Annotated in this window: 11 protein-coding genes; 6 read left to right on the top strand and 5 right to left on the bottom strand. The window is 73.6% G+C overall.

From position 1 onward, the window contains the following. The 3 genes from ACIQMJ_RS28090 to ACIQMJ_RS28100 all read right to left on the bottom strand — a co-directional run bounded on the left by ACIQMJ_RS28090 (position 1) and on the right by ACIQMJ_RS28100 (position 10,190). Positions 1 to 7,662, bottom strand: a complete 7,662-nt coding sequence (locus ACIQMJ_RS28090; RefSeq protein WP_499764001.1) for an amino acid adenylation domain-containing protein — start codon at positions 7,660 to 7,662, stop codon at positions 1 to 3. A 94-nt stretch (positions 7,663 to 7,756) separates the two neighbouring features. Continuing rightward, positions 7,757 to 9,025, bottom strand: a complete 1,269-nt coding sequence (locus ACIQMJ_RS28095; protein WP_499764002.1) for a serine hydrolase domain-containing protein — start codon at positions 9,023 to 9,025, stop codon at positions 7,757 to 7,759. 550 nt (positions 9,026 to 9,575) lie between these two features. Next, positions 9,576 to 10,190: a GTP pyrophosphokinase gene (locus ACIQMJ_RS28100; RefSeq protein ID WP_499764003.1), complete on the bottom strand. Its 615-nt coding sequence runs from the start codon at positions 10,188 to 10,190 to the stop codon at positions 9,576 to 9,578. A 212-nt stretch (positions 10,191 to 10,402) separates the two neighbouring features. Here ACIQMJ_RS28100 and ACIQMJ_RS28105 point away from each other — a divergent pair, with 212 nt between their 5' ends. Continuing rightward, on the top strand, positions 10,403 to 11,248 hold the full coding sequence (locus tag ACIQMJ_RS28105) for an EamA family transporter (RefSeq protein WP_499764004.1): 846 nt from the start codon (positions 10,403 to 10,405) through the stop codon (positions 11,246 to 11,248). A 46-nt stretch (positions 11,249 to 11,294) separates the two neighbouring features. On the opposite strand, the gene ACIQMJ_RS28110 is transcribed toward ACIQMJ_RS28105, so the two are convergent. Together ACIQMJ_RS28110 and ACIQMJ_RS28115 are read right to left on the bottom strand one after the other, a co-directional pair. Further along, positions 11,295 to 11,795, bottom strand: coding sequence for an ATP-binding protein (locus tag ACIQMJ_RS28110; protein WP_499764005.1), 501 nt, complete (start codon positions 11,793 to 11,795; stop codon positions 11,295 to 11,297). 348 nt (positions 11,796 to 12,143) lie between these two features. After that, on the bottom strand, positions 12,144 to 12,689 hold the full coding sequence (locus tag ACIQMJ_RS28115) for a YceI family protein (RefSeq protein ID WP_499764006.1): 546 nt from the start codon (positions 12,687 to 12,689) through the stop codon (positions 12,144 to 12,146). Between the two features lie 90 nt (positions 12,690 to 12,779). Here ACIQMJ_RS28115 and ACIQMJ_RS28120 point away from each other — a divergent pair, with 90 nt between their 5' ends. From ACIQMJ_RS28120 to ACIQMJ_RS28140, 5 genes are all read left to right on the top strand, one after another. Continuing rightward, entirely contained in the window at positions 12,780 to 13,274 is a 495-nt protein-coding gene (locus ACIQMJ_RS28120; protein ID WP_499764007.1) for a MarR family winged helix-turn-helix transcriptional regulator, read from the top strand. A 150-nt stretch (positions 13,275 to 13,424) separates the two neighbouring features. Beyond that, on the top strand, positions 13,425 to 15,611 hold the full coding sequence (locus ACIQMJ_RS28125; protein WP_499764008.1) for an NHL repeat-containing protein: 2,187 nt from the start codon (positions 13,425 to 13,427) through the stop codon (positions 15,609 to 15,611). 13 nt (positions 15,612 to 15,624) lie between these two features. Beyond that, positions 15,625 to 16,611 carry an AAA family ATPase gene (locus ACIQMJ_RS28130; protein ID WP_499764009.1) on the top strand — a complete coding sequence of 329 codons (987 nt, stop codon included), beginning with the start codon at positions 15,625 to 15,627 and terminating at the stop codon, positions 16,609 to 16,611. Then, complete coding sequence (locus tag ACIQMJ_RS28135) at positions 16,608 to 17,756, top strand: DUF58 domain-containing protein (RefSeq protein ID WP_499764010.1); 1,149 nt, start codon at positions 16,608 to 16,610, stop codon at positions 17,754 to 17,756. The genes ACIQMJ_RS28130 and ACIQMJ_RS28135 overlap by 4 nt, the downstream gene beginning before the upstream one ends. A 272-nt stretch (positions 17,757 to 18,028) precedes the next feature. Next, a complete protein-coding gene (locus tag ACIQMJ_RS28140) occupies positions 18,029 to 18,172 on the top strand; it encodes a hypothetical protein (protein WP_499764011.1) in 144 nt (47 codons plus the stop codon). Positions 18,173 to 18,220: the final 48 nt, after the last annotated feature.

An 18,220-nucleotide genomic window follows, 5' to 3' on the forward strand; every position in this document is an offset into this window, starting at 1 on the left:
TCACGCCTCCGTGTCGGCAGCGAGAGCTTCGAGATCCGCGAGCACCAGCTCCTCGACCAGGTCGGCCAGGGCGGAGACGGTGCGCGCGGTGAGGACGTCGCGCGGTGACAGGTCGACGCCGAACGCCGCCTTGGTCCGGGACGTGATGTGCAGGCTGCGGATCGAGTCGCCGCCCAGGGTGAAGAAGCTGTCCTGCACGCCGACCTGGCCGACGCCGAGGACGTCGGCCCAGATGGCCGCGATCGCCTCTTCGGTCTCCGTCCGGGGCGCGACGTACTCGCCGGACGTGACCGCGTCGCGCTCGGGCGCGGGGAGCGCGACGCGGTCGAGCTTGCCGTTCACGGTCAACGGCAGGCTTTCCAGTGCGACGAACGCCGCGGGAACCATGTGGTCGGGCAGGACCCTGGCCGTGTGGTCGCGCAGCTCCGTCGCCGTAGTCGGCTTGTCCGGCACGTAGTACGCCACCAAGCGGTGCTCGTTCGCCACTACAACGACCTGGGCGACGGCAGGATGCGCGGCGAGCACCGATTCCACCTCGCCGAGTTCCACCCGGAACCCGCGGATCTTCACCTGCTGGTCGGCGCGGCCCAGGTAGTGCAGCACGCCGTCCTCCCAACGGGCCAGGTCCCCACTGCGGTACATGCGGGAACCGGGTGGGCCGAACGGGTTCGCCACGAACCGCGACGCGGTCAGGCCGGGCCGGTCGAGGTAGCCGCGGGCCAGGCCGGGCCCGGCCACGTACATCTCGCCCGGCACGTGCGGCGGCACGGGGTTGAGGTCCTCGTCCAGCACGTAGATCCGCAGGTCCGGCATGGCCACGCCGATGCTGCCGTCGGCCTCGGTGTAGGTGACGTGCACGGTGGTCTCGGTGATGCCGTACATGTTGATCAGCGCGCCGGGCCCGTCCCAGCCCTCCAGCTTGCGCAGCTCCAGCGCCTCGCCCGCGAAGATGACGCAGCGCAGCTTGAGCCCCGCGGGTTTCTCCGGGATGAGCTGGTAGAACGCCGACGGCGTCTGGCTGAGGATCGTCACGCCCTCGTCGGCGAGCAGCCGGGCGAAGTCGCGCGGCGAGCGGGACACCGCGTGCGGCACGACCACCAGCCGGCCGCCGTGCAGCAGGGCCGCCCACAGCTCGAACACCGAGACGTCGAAGGCGTAGCTGTGGAACATCGACACCACGTCGTCGGGCCCGAGCCGGAACCAGTGGTCGGTGGCGGAGAACAGCCGCACCACGTTGCCGTGCGGGATCACCACGCCCTTGGGCCGTCCGGTGGAGCCGGAGGTGTAGATCACGTACGCGGCGTGGTCGGGGCGCAGCGCCGGGGTCGGCGGGGTCGCGGGCAGTCCGGTCAGGTCGGGGACCTCCGACAGCACGGCGACCGGGCGGGCGTCGGCGACGGTGGCCGCGATCCGGTCCTCGGGGTAGGCGGCGTCCAGCGGCAGGTAGGCCGCGCCCGACTTGAGCACCGCCAGCACCGCGACCACCTGGTCCAGCGAGCGCGGGAACCGCAGGGCGACGATCCGCTCCGGGCCGGCGCCGAGCCCGACGAGGTGGTGCGCGAGCCGGTTGGTCCGCTCGTCCAGCTCGCGGTAGGTCAGGTGCGCGCCCTCGCAGGTCACCGCGACCGCGTCGGGCGTGCGGGCCGCCTGCGCGGCGAACAGCTCCGGGATCGTGGCGGTCGGCTCGCTGACCACCGTGCCGTTCCAGTCGACCAGCACCTGCCGGACCTCGGCGTCGGACAGCCACGGCACGTCGGCCACCGGCCGGTCGGGGTCGGCGACGAGGCCGACCAGCAGCCGCCGCAGCCGCTCGCCGAGCCGGGCCACGGTGTCGTGCTCGAACATGGCGGGCTCGTAGCTCAGCAGCACGGCGAGCCGTTCCTCGGGGTAGACGGTGGCGCTGAGCGGGAAGCTCGTGGTCTCGACCGCGGCCAGCTCGCGCAGCCCCATGCCCTCGGCGACGTCGGCCGGGTAGTTCTCGAACACGACCACGCTGTCGAACAGGGCGGTGCCGCGCTCGACGCCGCTCCAGCCCTGGATGTCGTTGAGCGGCACGTGCTCGAACCGCCGCGACTCCACCTGCGCGTCCTGCAACCCGCGCAGCCACTCGGCGACGGGCGTGGCGCCGTCGACCCGGACGCGCACCGGCAGGGTGTTGATGAAGATGCCGGTGATCGAGTCGACGCCGGGCAGCTCGGCGGGCCGGCCGGACACCGTCGCGCCGAAGCACACGTCCCGCCGCCCGCTGGAGCGGGCCAGCAGCAGCGCCCACGCGCCCTGCACGATCGCGCTGGGCGTGACGCGGTGCCGGCGGGCGAACCCGTACAGCGCCTCGGACTCCTCGACGGTCAGCTCGACCGGCAGCCGCCGCGACGACGTGCCGTGGTCGGCCGGGCGGTCGGCGGGCAGCGGCGTGGGCGAGTCGAAGTCGCCCAGCACGCGCCGCCAGTGCGCCTCCGCCGCGGCCTCGTCCTGCTCGGCCAGCCACGCCACGTAGTCGCGGAACGGTCGACGCTCCTCCGGCTCACCGGCGCCGAGCACGTCGGAGAGCACGTGGAAGACGCTCCAGCCGTCGAGCAGCACGTGGTGGAACGTCCACAGCACCTGCACGCTGGTGGGCGACAGGCGCGCGATGGCGACCCGCATCAGCGGCGGCACGGCCAGGTCGATGCCCTCGGCCCGGTCCTCGGCCAGCAGCTCGCGCAGCCGCTCGGCGCGGGCGTCGGCGTCGAGGTGGCTCCAGTCCAGGAACGTGAACGGCACGCGGACGTGCTCGTGCACCACCTGCAACGGCTGCCGCACGCCCTCCCACAGCACGCTGCTGCGCAGCACCGGCGTCCGGTCGACCACCCGCTGCCAGGCGGCGGCGAACGCGGCCGGGTCCGTGACGCCGTCGACCACGAACGTCGTCTGCTGGAAGTACACGCCCTTGTCGCCCAGGCCGTGGAACACCATGCCGGCCTGCATCGGCGTGAGCGGGTAGGCGTCCTCGCCGGTGATCCGGTCCACCTCGGCCTGCGTCAGGTCGGCCAGCGGGAAGTCCGACGGGGTGCGCCCGCCCGCGCCCGGCTCGGCGCAGTGGGCCACGATGCCGCGCAGCGCGGCGGCGAACCCGTCGGCGAGGCGCGTGACGGTGTCGGCGTCGTGGGCGTTCTCGCTGTAGTGGAAGGTGAACTCCAGCCGGTCGCCGCGGACCTGGCCGACCACGTCGAGCAGGTGCGGCCGGGGCGCGCGCGGGTCGGCGGACAGCTCCAGGTCGCGCTGGTCGGCGTCGAACCGGCCCAGGTAGTTGAACGACACCCGGGGGTCGCAGGCGGGGGCGGTGCGGGCGAGGTGGCGCAGTGCGCCGTAGCCGATGCCGCGGCCGGGCACGGACCGCAGCTGCTCCTTCACCGATTTCAGCGCCGTGCCCCAGTCACCTCCGGCCGCCCGCCCGCCGGCGGGCAGGTCGAGGGCGACCGGGAAGACGGTGGTGAACCAGCCGACCGTGCGGGACAGGTCGACGTCGGCGAACAGCTCCTCGCGGCCGTGGCCCTCCAGGTCCACCAGCACCCGCGGCCGGCCCGTCCAGTCGGCCAGCACCCGGCCCAGCGCGGTCAGCAGCACGTCGTTGACCTGCGTGCGGTACACGCCGGGCACGTCGCGCAGCAGCGCGTCGGTCTCCCGAGCGGTGAGCCGCACGGTCACCTCGCGCTGGGAGCCGACCGTGTTCGGGCCGGTCCGGTCGACCGGGATGCCGGTCGGCGTGGCGGCCACGGCTGCCCAGTGGTCCAGCTCGGCGTCGAAGCCGTGCCGGGCGTGGTCGGCGAGCCGGGTCGCCCAGTCGCGGAACGACGTGGTCTTGCGCCCGAGGTGGACGGTCTCGCCCGCCCGGGCCTGGCGGTAGGCCGTGGTCAGGTCCTCGACCAGCACCCGCCACGACACGCCGTCGACCACGAGGTGGTGCGCGGTCAGGCGCACCGCGCCGCCGTCGAGCACCTCGGCCCGCAGCAGCGGCCCGCGGGCGAGGTCGAAGTGCTCCAAGGCGAGCGGGTCGGCGTCCGCGACGGGGCCGACCACCTGCCGGTCGCCCTCGAACCGGGTGCGCAGCGCGTCGTGGTGCTCGACCAGCGCGGCCAGGGCGGTGCGCAGCGCGGGCACGTCCGGGTCGGCGTCGAGGTCCACGACCACGGACTGGTCGAAGTGCTCGGGCCGCACGGTGTGGCTGTCGAAGAACCAGCGCTGGATCGGGGTGAGCGGCGCGTCGCCGGTGACCGCGCCCTGGTCCGCGGCGGGCGGCAGGTCGCGGGTGACGTGCGGCGCGATCGCGGCGATGGTCTGGTGCGCGAAGATGTCCCGCGAGGTGAGCACGAGCCCGGCGCGGCGGGCGCGGGTGACCACCTGGATGCCCAGGATCGAGTCGCCGCCCAGCGCGAAGAAATTGTCCCGCACGCCCACCCGCGCCGCGCCCAGCACCTCGGCGAACACGTCCGCCAGCACGGCCTCCACGGGCGTGCGCGGTGCCACGTAACGGACTTCGGTGCGTTCTTCGGGCGGTTCGGGCAGCGCGTCGCGGTCGAGGTGGTCCAGGCCGACGACCGTCGTGGGCACGGCGTGCGCGGGCAGCACCTGGCCGAGGAAGCCTTGCAGCGCGGCGGCGCCCACCGGGGGCGTCACGTAGGCGACCAGCCGCCGGCCGACGGCCTTGACGACCGCGTCGGTCACCTCGTGGTGCCGCCGGATCGCTCGCTCGACCTCGGCGGGGTCGACCCGGAACCCGCGGACGCGCACCGCGTCGTCGGGCGCGAAGTCGAGCGGCGCCAGACCGCGCAGCGGGCGGTCCGGGTCGTCCACCACCAGGCGCAGCAGCGCTTCCAGGTCGTCGCTCAGCGACTCGATCGTGGCCGCGTCGAACAGGTCGGTGTTGTACTCGACGGTCAGCGCGAGGTCGTCGCCGCGCGGCCAGAACTCCACCACCAGGTCGAACCGGGCCACCGGCCGGGGCAGGTCGTGCTCGGCGGCGGTCAGCTCCCCGAACGCCGGGTCGCGCAGCAGCGGTTGGTGCAGCGCCACGACGGCCTGCACGAGCGGCGTGCGGCCGGGGTCCGGGTCGGGCCGCAGCTCCTCCACCACCCGGTCGAACGGCACGTCGTCGTGCGCGAACGCCTCCAGCGCGGTGTCCCGCACCTGGTCCAGGAACGCGGTGAACGGCAGGTCCGGGTCCACCCACGAGCGCAGCACGAGCGTGCGGACGAAGAACCCGACCGCGCGTTCGAGGTCGGCGCGGTCGCGCCCGGAGCTCACCGTGCCGACCGCGACGTCCCGCTGCCGGGCGCGCGCCGACAGCAGCACCTGCACGGCGGCGGTGAGCGTCATGAACAAGGTGGCGTCGTGCGCCCGCCCGACGCCCGCGAGCCGGCGGACCAGGTCGGCGGGCAGCGGGCGGCGCAGCACCGCGCCGGACGTCGTGCGCAGCGGCGGCCGGGGCCGGTCGGTGGGCAGGTCCAGCGCCTCGATGCCGTCCAGCCGGGCCCGCCAGTACGCGGGGTCGCCCTGGGGCCGGGCCCGGTCCCACACGGTGAAGTCGGGGTACTGCACGGCGGGCTCGCCGGGCTGCCCGCCCGCGTACAGCTCGGCCAGCTCCTCCAGCAGCACCTGCACCGACCAGCCGTCGGTGACGATGTGGTGCTGCACCAGGACCAGCAGGTGCCGGTCCGGCCCCAGCGGGCTGAGCACGGCCCGGGACAACGGGCCGCGCCGCAGGTCGAACGGCTCGTCCAGGCCCAGGTCGGCGGCATCGGGCTCGCCGTCGCGGGCGGGCAGGACGCGCAGCGGGATCGTGCCGTGCGGCGCGACGACCTGCACCGGCTCGTCGCCCACCACGTCGAACGTGGTGCGCAGCGCGTCGTGCCGGCGGGCCAGCGCGTCCAGCGCCCGCTCCAGCCGGGCCACGTCCAGCGGACCGGTCAGCCGGACGCCCACGGCGGTGTTCTGCTCGGCGGTGCCGTCGAGCGAGAACAGCCGGCGCTGCGCCGACGACAGCGGCAGCGGCGTGATCCGCGGCACGCGCGCGATCGGCGCGCTGTCCCGCTCGGGCAGGGCGGCGGCGAGCGCGGCGACCGTGCGGTGGTCGAACATCGCGCGCACCGGCAGCCCGCCCAGCCGCGACAGCGCCCGCACGGCCAGGATCGAGTCGCCGCCCAGGGCGAAGAAGTCGTCGTGCGCGCCGACCCGCGGCACGCCCAGCACCTCCGACCACACCTCGGCGACCCGGCGCTCGGCCGCCGTGCGCGGCTCGACGTGGTCCTCCGGCACGGCGTCGCCGACGACCGGCTCCGGCAGCGCGTCGCGGTCCAGCTTCCCGTTGGGGGTGAGCGGGAACGCTTCCAGCGCCACGAAGGCCGACGGCACGAGGTAGTCGGGCAGTCTCCCGGCCAGGCGCTCGCGCAGCCCCCCGGTCTCGCCGACCACGTACGCGACCAGCCGCTTCGGCTCGCCGCGGGCGACGACCACGGCGTGCTCGACGCCCGGCTGCTCGCGCAGCACCGACTCGATCTCGCCGGGCTCGACCCGGAAGCCCCGGATCTTCACCTGGTGGTCGGCGCGCCCGACGAACTCCAGCTGGCCGTCGGCGCGGGTGCGCACCACGTCGCCGGTGCGGTACATGCGGGAGCCGGGCGGCCCGAACGGGTCGGCGACGAACCGCTGCGCGGTCAGCCCCGGCCGGTCCAGGTAGCCGCGGGCCAGGCCGACGCCGGTCACGTACAGCTCGCCCTCGGCGCCCGGCCGCAGGTCCGCGTCCAGCACGCGGACCGCCGTGCCGGGGATCGGCCGGCCGATCGGGGGCGTGCCGCCGGGCTCCAGCGGCTCGCTCCACGACGTGACCACGGTGGACTCGGTCGGCCCGTAGGCGTTGACCATGCGCCGACCGGGCGCCCACTTCGCCACCAGATCCGGGGGGCACGCGTCACCGCCGACGATGAGCGTGCGGAACGTGGGCAGCTCCTCGTCGGGCATCGTCGCCAGGGCGACCGGCGGGATGAGGGCGTGGGTGACGCCGAAGGTGCGGATCACGTCGGCGAGCTGGTCGCCGAGCAGCGGGCCGGGCGGCGGCACGACGAGGGCCGCGCCGGCGGGCAGGGCCATGCACAGCTCCAGCACGGAGGCGTCGAAGCTGGGGGAGGAGAACTGGAGGACCCGGTCGCCGGGGCGCACGTCGAAGTGGTCGATCTCGGCGGCGGAGAACGCGGGTAAGCCTCTGTGCGGCACCACCACCCCCTTCGGCCGGCCGGTCGACCCGGACGTGTAGATCACGTACGCGGGGTCCTCCGGGTGGATCGCGACGTCCGGCGCGGTGACGGGCTGGTCGGCGAGGTCCGGCAGGGCGTCGAGCACGAGCAGCGGCTCGGCGTCGGCGACCATGAACGCGATCCGGTCGGCCGGGTACTCCGGGTCGATCGGCAGGTACGCGGCGCCGGTCCTGAGCACCGCGAGCCGGGCCACCACGTTGTCCACCGAGCGCGGCATGGCCACCGCCACGACCCGCTCCCGCCGCGCCCCCTTGGCGAGGAGCAGGTGCGCGAGCCGGTTCGCGCGCTCGTCGAGTTCACGGTGGTCGACCACGCCGTCCGCGGAGATGACGGCGGGGGCGTCGGGAGTGCGCAGCGCCTGCGCGGCGATCAATTCCGGCAGTGTGCGGGCGTGCGTCATCGCGAGAGGTGCCTTTCTGGCTCGGGGGCGCGGCTTACCCAATTCCGCAGGGGTTCAAACGTGATTTTCAGGCCATTGTCGCGACCTGCCTGCGGGCCAGTCGACCGCCGATCTGGATCCACCTGATCCCGCCGTCGCCCGGGTCGCGCAGGAAACGCCCGGTCTGGTTGGTGTCGCCGGTGTCGGAATCGCGCATCGCGAACACGAGGCCGTCGAACAGCGACAGGTCCGCGAACGGCTCGCCGTCCACCGTCAGGGCCAGCCGCTCCCGGTCCACGGCCCGCACGGCGTATTCGACGTCGCCGTTGCGGAACCTGCCGGTGCAGTCCGGCGGAGGGGCGATGGGGTGGTCCAGGCCGCGCATTCCGTCGTAATCGGCCACCGGCAGCCCGGCCGCGACCAATTCGGGCACGAGCTCGCGCCACAGCGCGAAGCCGCTGCTCCCGTTGGTCGTCAGGGCGACCGCGGTGCCGTCGGCCGGGTTGATCCGCAGGTGGCACGACGTGCCGTCGGCGGTGCCGTCGTGGCCGACCCAGCGCACGCCGTCGCGCTGGAACAGCGCCAGGCCCAGGCCCCAGCCGTCGGCCATGCCGAACGGCTCGGCGTGCCGGACCGGCTCGCGCATCAGGGCCAGCTCGTCGGGCCCCATCAGGTGCGGCGGCGCGCCGCCGAGCATCCGGCCGAACGCCACCAGGTCGGTCGCGCTGGCGGCCAGGGCGCCGGCGGGCGCCTCGACCGGGGCCAGCGACTGCGCCACCGGCACGACCCGACCCGTGGCGGCGTTGACCGCGTGACCCGCGACCACGTCGGCGTCCGGGGTCGTGGTGAACCTGGCGCGCACCCCGAGCGGGCGCAGCAGGACCGCTTCCACCGCTTCCGCCCAGGTCATGCCGGTGCTCACCTCGATCAGGTGGCCGACGAGGCAGTAGCCGATGTTGGAGTAGGAGAAGCCGGCGCCGGGCTCGTGCAGCGGGTGCAGCTCGCGCAGCGCCTGCCGCACGTGGTGGCGCAGGGACGTGGTGCGCACGTCCTCCGGGTCCGACGGCAGCCCGCCGGTGTGGCTGAGCAGGTGGCGCAGCGTGAGCTCGTCGGCCACGCCGGGCAGGTGGTCGGACAGCGGCGCGTCCAGCTCCAGGTCCCCGTCGGAGACCAGGGCCATGGCGACGGTCGCGGTGAACGTCTTGGTGATCGAGCCGATGGGCACGGCCGCGTCGGCGGCCAGGCCCACCTCGTGCGTCCACGTGCGTCCCGCGTGGTGCACGGCGAGCTGCGCGCCGGGCACGAGGTGCGCACGGGTCAGCGCAGCTAATCGGGTGGAGATCCGGTCGGTGTCCATGCGTGATCCTCTGAGAATGAGCCACAGTGGTTATGAGGCCGCGGCTGCGGGCACAACGTTGACGGTCACCGGGAGATCGTCGCGACCGCCGAACGGAGCATTCACCGAATGGGCATTCCCTATTTTGAGGGAAGTGTAACCCCGTGTTAGAAGTGTGACTTCCACGATTCACTCGTTCGGCTGGTTTGGACCGGCCCGTTTCGTAAAGATCCCCAGTACGCGAGGGTTATTCGCAGTCGCGTGTCAACACCCTTGCGGGCCGTCGTAGGCTGTCCATCAACGGAGCATGAAATGTCTTCGTGCTCCGCCCGTAAAGATTTCGACGATATTGTGAGACGGCCGTAACCTTTGCTCGTCCGCCTCGTTTGACGCTACCCGCCCGTAACCGCGAGTCCTACCCCTGGAACGCGTGTGTCCTACGTTCAGCACGCGCGTGTCCTACGTTCACGTCGCGCGTGTCCTGCGTTCAGGACACCCGAGTTCAACGTTCGGGCGCGCGGGCACGCGCCGCACGGCATCTCCCGCGCGGGGTGGTGGGGGTGGGTCGCGGCTAGTCCCGCTGGACCTCGTGGTGCAGGGCTTCCATCCGGGCGTCCAGCTCGGCCGCGATCGCGGCGGTGGCGGTCAGCTCCTCGACGAAGCCCGCGGGCACCTGGTCGTCGTACTTGTAGTACAGCTTGTGCTCCAGCGTGGCCCAGAAGTCCATCGCGATGGTCCGCAGCTGGACCTCGACCTTGACGTGCTCGACCCGGTCGGACAGGAACACCGGGATGCGCACGATCAGGTGCAGGCTGCGGTAGCCGTTGGGCTTGGGTGCGGCGACGTAGTCCTTGGTGCGCAGGATCTCCACGTCGCTCTGCCGGGCCAGCATGTCGCGCACCCGGTACACATCGGACACGAAGGGGCACACCACCCGCACGCCCGCCACGTCGTCCAGGTGCTCGGCGGCCAGCGACAGGTCCGCCGGCAACCCCTTGCGGCGCAGCTTGTCGAGGATCGCGTCGGGCCGCTTCACGCGGTGCGTCACGTGCTCGATCGGGTCGTGCCGGTGGACGAGGTCGAACTCCTCGCTGAGGATCCGCAGCTTCGTCATCAGCTCGTCGACCGCGAACTTGTAGACCACGAGGGACCGCCGCAGCAGGTCATCCGCGACGCCGATGTCCATGATCCCCACGATACCGGGCGCGCCGGCGCTAGGATGCCGGGCGTGAACACCCACTGGCACGTGGTCCTCCCGCCGCCGTGCGCCTGACCGGGCGCACACGCTGACGCACGCCTCCACGCCTGCCTGATCCGACCCGACCGCCCGGCGGTCCGGTCCGGTCCCGCGGTGCGCCCGTTCGCGTCCTCTTCCCCCGTCTCGCGAACGGAGACCCCGTGTCGACCCTTGCCGTGGAAACACGCCCTCGTTCCTCCCGCGGACCGCTGCCGATCCTGGCCGCGTGCGTCCTGTGGGGCACCACCGGCACCGTCAGCTCGCTCGCGCCCGCCTCCGCACCGGCCCCGGCCGTCGGCGCGGCGGGCCTCGTGCTCGGCGGCTTCCTGCTCTTCGCCACGTCGAGAGGCACGCGCGCCGTGCTGCGGACCGCCGACCGGCGGCTGCTGCTGCTCGGCGCCGTGACCGCGGCGGGCTACGTGCTCGCGTTCTACCCGGCGGTCGCCCGCACCGGCGTGGCGGTGGGCACCACGGTCGCGCTGGCCGTCGCGCCGATCGTGCTCGGGCTGCGGTCCCGGCCGCTGCTCACGTCGGCCGCCGTGGTCGGCTGCACGGCCCTCGTGCTGGGTGACGGCAACGCCCACGTCGACCTGCTCGGCGTGGCGCTGGCGCTCGTCGCGGGCCTGTCGTACGCCGTGTACTCGGTGGTCTGCGCGCACCTGATCGGCCGCGGGCACCCGTCCCGCGCCGTGGTGGGCGTGGTGTTCGGCGGCGCCTCGGCGTTGACGGCGCCGGTGCTGCTCGCGCTCGGCGTCACGTGGGTGGCGAGCCCGTCCGGGCTGGCGGTGACCGCGCACCTCGCGGTGTTCACCACGTTCGCCGCCTACCTGCTGTTCGCCCGCGGGCTGCGGCACACCGGCGCGGCGGCGGCGACCACGCTGACCCTCGCCGAGCCGGCCGTGGCGGCGGTGCTGGGCGTGGTCGTGCTGGGCGAACGGCTGCCGCTCGCGTCGTGGTGCGGGATGGCCGTGCTGGCGGTCGCGCTGGTCGCGCTCGCCCGGAGGTGACCGGGTCGGCCGGCGTCCACACCGGACGCCGGCCTCCCGGTGGGTACTAGTCGGGCCGGTGGGCCCCGCCGCCCAGGCCGTAGAGGATGCGCTGGATGACCTCGGGGTCCACGTCCGGCTCGTCGCCCAGCGCCTCGGCGGCGGGGGAGCGGCGGGGTTCGCGGCGCGGCAGCGGCACGGCGGAGGCGTTCATGCCCGACGGCAGCGCCAGCTCGCACCACGCCAGGTGGCCGCCCGCCGTGAGGTCGACCAGGCCCGCGCGGGTCCCGGCCAGCTCCGGCGGCAGCGCGACGCGGTTGCCCTCGACCTCGACCACCAGGTACGTGCCGGTCAGCCGCAGGCGCACGAGCAGGAAGCCGGGCGCGCGCCGGTCGGCCACCTCGACCGCGGCGCCGACCAGGCGGCGGACGGTCTGCGCGGCCTCGTCCTGCATCGCGCGCAGGCGCCACTCGCCCAGCGAGAAGCGCACGAACATGTCCGCCACGTTCACCGCGGTGGGCAGCGCGACGAGTCGAAGGTCGTCGACCTGTTCGGTCTGGGCGTTCACACCGATCCTCCTCGCCTGCGTCCGGCGCGTGCTGCGCCAGATGGTGCCATGACTGCGTCCGATGTCACCCACGCGGTCTACGACCGTGAGCGGACTGTGTCCGCATCGAGTTCTACAGCTTCAGTGCTGACCGAAGCAAAACCCTGGCTTCACGACCTACTACGGGTGGAGGCGGTGCGCGGTTCAGACAGGTTGCGCCGGCGCGGACGAAACTACCGAAAGGCGCTGTGAAATGGAATGACGGCCCGCGTTCGCCCGGTCCAGGGACTTGACCTACGCAGCGTAGGGGGCCCTGGACAGCGCGAAGGGCCCGCCGGCGAGTCGGCGGGCCCTTCGGCGGGACAGGGGTCAGCCCTGCTTGACGGCCTCGATCTCCAGCAGGATGGTGATCTTGTCGCCGACCACGGCGCCGGCCGGGCCGCCGGTCACGCCGAACTCGCGGCGGTTGATCTCGGTCGAGGCGGAGAAGCCGACGACCTTCGAGCCCTCGAACCCGTCGCCGAAGCCGTTGATCTCCAGCTCCAGCGTCACGGCCTTGGTCACACCGTGCAGCGACAGCTCGCCGTCGACGAGGAAGCCCTCGCCGTGCGCGCGCACGCCGGTGGAGGTGAAGGTGAGCTCGGGGAACTTCTCGACGTCCAGGAAGTCCTCGCCCCTGACGTGGGCGTCGCGCTGGTCGTTGCGGGTGTTGACCGAACCCGCGTCGATCTTCGCGGTGACCGTGGACTCCAGGGGGTTCTCGGCGGTGACGACGGTGCCCTCGAACGTCCCGAAGTGGCCGCGGACCTTGGACACGCCGAGGTGGCGGACCACGAAGGAGATGTCCGAGTGCACCGGGTCGATCGCCCACGTGCCCGCGAGGTAGCCGGGGATCTGCACAGTCTGCGAGGTCATGGATGGTCCTTCTGGGTTGGTCTGGTTGAACTCTCAACCGAACATAGCGCATCCTGGTTGAAGGTTCAACAACGGACGTATGATGGGGGCATGAGCGACGTGCGGTGGCTGAGCGCCGAAGAGCAGCAGGTGTGGCGTGCCTTCATGACCGCCGTGACCAAGTTCACCGAGCACCTGGACCGGCAGTTGCAGCGCGACTCCGGGATGCCCATGGCGTACTACGAGATCCTGGTCGCCCTCTCGGAGGCCCCGGAGCGCTCGCTGAGGATGAGTGAGCTGGCGTCGGTGTGCCACTCGTCACGGTCAAGACTCTCGCACGCCGTGGCCCGGTTGGAGAAGGAGGGCTGGGTGGAACGCCGCGCCTGCCCTTCGGACCGCCGCGGTTCCATCGCCGCGCTCACCGACATCGGCTTCCGGGTGCTGGAGCAGGCGGCGGCCGGGCACGTGACGGCGGTGCGCGAGCACCTGTTCGACGTGCTGACGCCGGAACAGCTGCGGTCGCTGGCGGAGATCAGCCGGGCCGTGGACGCCGGGTTGACCGCCGAGTGCGCGAAGGTGCGCCGCGAGGAGTTCGCCGACCTGTAGGTCCGGCCCCGGTCCCACACCGCCGGACATCCCACGTGCGGGGGAGGTCGAGTCCGATGTGGACGCATCCGGCGCAGCGGGCGTGGGCCGAGCGGAGCAGGCTCGCCGGTTGTCGCGGAATTGTCATACGGGGCCGTTAGCATCCCGCCCGTGGGAGCGAAGCTGGGCAGGATCGCGCGTCGGGCCATCGGCGCGGGCCGGCGCGAGTCGGCCAGTGTCAGCGCCGCCGCGTTGGGGCTGTTGTTGCTGGTCGGCGCCGCTCTCGGCGACGGCATCTCGCGCACCGCCGTCGAGGTGTCCGACGGCCTCACGTGGTTGAACGACGACCAGCGCGGCGAGGTCGTGCAGGTCAACCCGAGCTCCGGGAAACCGCAGACCCGCTTGCAGGTCAGCGGCGCCGACGCGCAGCTGGAGATCGCGCAGTCCGACGACAAGCTGATCGTGCTCGACCGCCGCACGGGCCAGATCACGGTGATCGACCTCGCCACGCTGCTGTCCTCCGGTCGCCGGCAGGCTGCTCCCGGGCCGTCGGCGAAGGTGCTCATCGCCTGGGACAGGGTGTTCGTGGTCGACCGCGCCGCGGGCTCGGTGCACAACGCGGACCCGGTGACGCTGGCCGACATCGGCTCGCCGTGGTTCGCGGGGCAGCCGCTGGCCGACGTGGTGGCCGACGACGACGGCGTGATCTGGGCCGTCGACCACGGCGGCAACCTGCACGCGCTGGAGTGGTCCGACGAGGAGCTGAAGTTCCTGGAGCGGTCCGACAAGGCGGTCGCCGGCGCGGGTCCCCGCACGGCGCTGGTGCCGCACGAGCGCGGCGTGACGCTGCTCGGGTTGGAGGGCGGCGTGGTGGTGCGCGACGGCACCGGCCGCGACCTCACCGCGAGCACGAAGACGTTCGGCGGCGAGGTGCTGGCCGCGCAGACGAGCCCGACGGGCCTGGCTCCCGCGTCAGTCCCGGACGCGGCGGTGGTCGTGCTGGTCGTCGGCGACGAGGTGGTCCAGGTCGACATGCGGCAGCTCGACTGCCCCAGGCCGGGCCGGCCCGCGGTGTTCCGCGACCGGGTCTACGTGCCGTGCCTCGGTTCGGGCAAGGTCGTGGTGCTGGACCGGTCGGGCCGGCGCGGCGCGGCCGACGTGCGCACGGCCGGGTCGGGCGACCCGGCGCTGGTGTTCGACGACGGCAAGCTGTTCATCAACGCGCCGGGCGCGGAGTCGGGCGTGATCGTGGACGCCGACGGGCGCACCCGCGAGGTCGTGATCCGCAGCCCCGAGCTGCCGGTGCTGGACCCGGAGCGGTCCCCGATGCCGAGCGTGCCCAGCCCGCCCCCGCCGCGCCCGGACCCGCCGACGCGCGACAACCGGGGCAACGGCCAGCACACGCAGCCGCGCGACGGGACGACGTCCGCCGCTCCGGTCACGACCACGACGCCGAGCGCCGGTGTGTCGGGTGGCGCGCCGGGACGTCCGGCCGGTGTGACCGTGACGCAGCGCAGCAACAACGGCACGTCGGTGGTCGTGGCGGTGAGCTGGAGCGCGGTGCCGGACGGCGGCGAGCCGATCACCGGGTACGCGGTGACGGCGACCGGCGCGTTCTCGGGCGGCTCCCAGGAGACCCGGGTGGCGGGCACGTCGGCGGAGTTGGTGCTGCCGTGCGCGGGTTCCACGTTCTGCGCGAGCGGGAAGCTGGACGTCGCGGTGGCGGCGTACAACCGGTTCGGCGCGGGTGACGCGGGCACGGCGTCGTGGACGGTCCGGCCCGCCGCCGTGACGACGACGACCACGACCACCCAGCCGCCGGTCGTGGTGACCACCACGACCACGACGACCCAGCCACCGGTCGTGATCACCACGACGACCACGACGCCTCCGCCACCGCCGCCTCCGTCGTTGCCGAGCAACGGGGCCGTCGTGATCAGCACGGTCGGTGCGGGTTCGCACGTGTTCGAGAAGCGGGTGACGACGGCACCTCCGGCGGACTGGGCGAGCCACGGCGGGCAGTGCCAGGTCGTCAACCTGACCTTGGACGCCACCGCGCCGATCGCCTGCGCCGGAGGCACGGCGACGATCGCGGTCGACTACGGCTCGAACGCGTTGGTGGTGCGGGCCTACGCGGCGTCCGGGTCGGGATACGCGGAGTCGGCGGTGTGGACCACGCTCGTCCGCGAACCGGTCGAGAACTGCGGCGGCGGCCGGATCTGCCAGCCGAAGAGCCTGCCCGCGTCCGACGAGGACAACCAGCTCGTCGGCGGCGGCATCGGGTTGTTGGCCACGGCGTGGCTGTTGACGTTGCGCAACCGGCGCATGCGGCGCGAGTCGGACGGGTCGGGCGAGTGATGAAGGACGTGGCGTGACGACAACGGCGGTGCCGGCGATCGGCGAGGACGAGATCGCGGTGTTCCGCGCCCTGCACGCGCGCCTCGGCGACGCGGTCGAGTCGGCGGTGCGGGGCAAGCGGGACGTGGTCGACCTCGTGCTGGTGGCTCTGTTCGCCGGCGGGCACGTGCTGCTGGAGGACGTGCCGGGCACGGGCAAGACGACGCTGGCCCGCGCGGTCGCGGGCGCGTTGGGCGGGGTGTCGCGGCGGGTGCAGTTCACGCCCGACCTGCTGCCCTCGGACGTCACGGGCACGTCGGTGTACGACCCGCAGACCGGCGAGGTGCGGTTCCGGCCGGGGCCGGTGTTCGCGAACATCGTGCTGGCGGACGAGATCAACCGCGCGGCGGCCAAGACCCAGTCGGCGCTGCTGGAGGTCATGGAGGAGCGGACGGTCACGGTGGACGGCGTCGCGCACGCCGTGCCCGCGCCGTTCCTGGTGGTGGCCACGCAGAACCCGATCGACCTGGACGGCACGTACCGGCTGCCCGAGGCGCAGCTCGACCGGTTCATGCTGCGCACGTCCATCGGCTACCCGGCGGTGGAGCACGAGATCGACGTGCTGCGGCCCGGCAGCGGCGCGGGCCAGGTCGGCGCGGTGCCGACGGTGAGCAACCCGCACGTGATCGCGGAGCAGGGGCGTCGACTGGCCACGCTGCACGTCGCGGACCCGTTGCTGCGCTACATCAGCGACATCGGCGTCGCCTCGCGCGAGGACAGCCGGTTGCGGTTGGGCGCGAGCACGCGCGGGCTGCGTGCCCTGGTGCGGTGCGTGCAGGTGTACGCGGCGGCGCAGGGCAGGCACTTCGTGGTGCCGGGCGACGTGCAGGCGTTGGCCGTGCCGGTGCTGGCGCACCGGCTGGTGCTCACGCGGGAGGCCCAGTTGGCGGGCACGACCACCGAGGAGGTCCTGGCCGACGTCCTGGCGGGCGTGGCGGTGCCGCGACCGACCGCGCGGTGACCGGCGTCCGGCTGACCGCGCGCGGGTGGGGCGCGGTGCTGGTGGGCGTGCCGCTGGCGGGGTTCGGGCTGTGGTGGCGTTACCCGGGTGTGGCCGGGATGGGCGTCGCGCTGGTGGCCCTGGTGGTTGCGGGCGTGGTGTCGGTGCTGTCGCGGGCGCAGGTCGCGCCGAAGCGGACCGTGCGGCCGCGGACCGTGCAGCGGCTGGGCGCGTGCACCGGCGTGGTCGAGCTGACGGGCACCAGCCGGCGGTTCCCCGTGGTGTTCGACGCGACCGACCAGGTGGCGGGCGAGGCCGTGCCGGTGGACATCCCGCTGCTCGCGCCCGGTCAGCGGGTCAAGGTCGAGTACCCGATCCCGACGCACACGCGCGGCCTGCTGCGGGTGGGTCCGTTGACGTTGAGCCGGCGCGGCCTGGCCGGCCTGGCCCACGCCCGCACCGTCGTGGGTGACGTGGTGGAGGTCCGCGTGGTGCCGCGCGTGCTGCCGGTTCGCGGCCTGCCCGGCGGGGTGCGGCGCGGGCACGTCGGCGCGGACGAGCGGGTGGAGCGCGGTGGCACGGACCTGGTGGGGCTGCGGGAGTACGTGCCGGGTGACGACCTGCGGCGGTTGCACTGGGCGACTTCGGCCCGCACCGGCACGTTGATGATCCGCGAGGACGCCGACCCGGCCCGGCCGCACCTGGCGGTCGTGCTGGACGACCACGTGGGGTCGTACGCGGAGGCGGGTGACTTGGAGGACGCCGTGGAGGTGGCGGCGTCCCTGGTGACGGTGGCGATCGCCGAGGGCCACCCGGTGCGGCTGGTGTCGTCGTCCGGTGCGGTGGACGTGGAGCTGCCGGCGGGTGCGGTGGACGCCGACGCGTCGGTGGTGCTGGCGGCGTTGGCGGATCTGCGTGCGGCGGAAGGACTTGCGGCCTCCCGGACGTTGCCGATCCGGGACCTCGACGTGGTGGCCGTGGTGTGCGGGGCCCGAGCCGACCTGCCCGCTCTGATGCTGGAGGCGGGCCGCGCCTCGGTGGGCGTCGTGCTGGCCGTCGACCCCGATCCTGCCCAGCCGATCTCGGCGGTGGGCTCGGTCCTGGTGTTGCGCAACGCCAAGGCAGAGGGTTTGCTGGACGCCTGGAACACGGCGGTGTCCCGATGACCCCACCACCTGCCGCTGGTCTGCCCCAGGGAGATCACCCGATCGTGATCGTGGCCCGGGGGATGAATGGAAGCGCCGGTTTTGTTGCCGGAAGTATGGAGGCGCGGCGCCCCGGCCCTGGGTGTCTCCTGGCGGTGGCCCCGTGAAACCCCACCACCCAACCCCCACCCACACGACCGCCGACACCGACACCGACACCGGTGAGGGGACGCCCGCCGGTAAGGAGACGCCCGCCGCCGACAGGGCCACGCCTGCCCGTCCCGCCCCCACCCGTGCAGCCGCCCCTGCCCGTGCCCGTGCCGCTCGTGGCGGAGCGGGCCTCGGTGCGGGTCGTGGCCGTGACGGAGCCGGTGCGGGTGCTGGTGGCGGTGCTGGAACCGCTGAGGCTGGCGTCGGTGGCGGAAGTGCGAGTGTGAGTGGTCAGGCCGCGAGTGGCCGGGCCCGAGTGCGCGGGCTGCGAGCGC

This window comes from Actinosynnema sp. NPDC091369, assembly GCF_044757065.1.
In the GTDB taxonomy this organism is placed as follows: Bacteria; Actinomycetota; Actinomycetes; order Mycobacteriales; family Pseudonocardiaceae; genus Actinosynnema.

Coding starts and splice junctions, on each gene's coding strand:
- ACIQMJ_RS28095 (WP_499764002.1), bottom strand. CDS start 9,025: ATGGACACCGACCGGATCTCCACCCGATTAGCTGCGCTGACCCGTGCG.
- ACIQMJ_RS28100 (WP_499764003.1), bottom strand. CDS start 10,190: ATGGACATCGGCGTCGCGGATGACCTGCTGCGGCGGTCCCTCGTGGTC.
- ACIQMJ_RS28115 (WP_499764006.1), bottom strand. CDS start 12,689: ATGACCTCGCAGACTGTGCAGATCCCCGGCTACCTCGCGGGCACGTGG.
- ACIQMJ_RS28120 (WP_499764007.1), top strand. CDS start 12,780: ATGAGCGACGTGCGGTGGCTGAGCGCCGAAGAGCAGCAGGTGTGGCGT.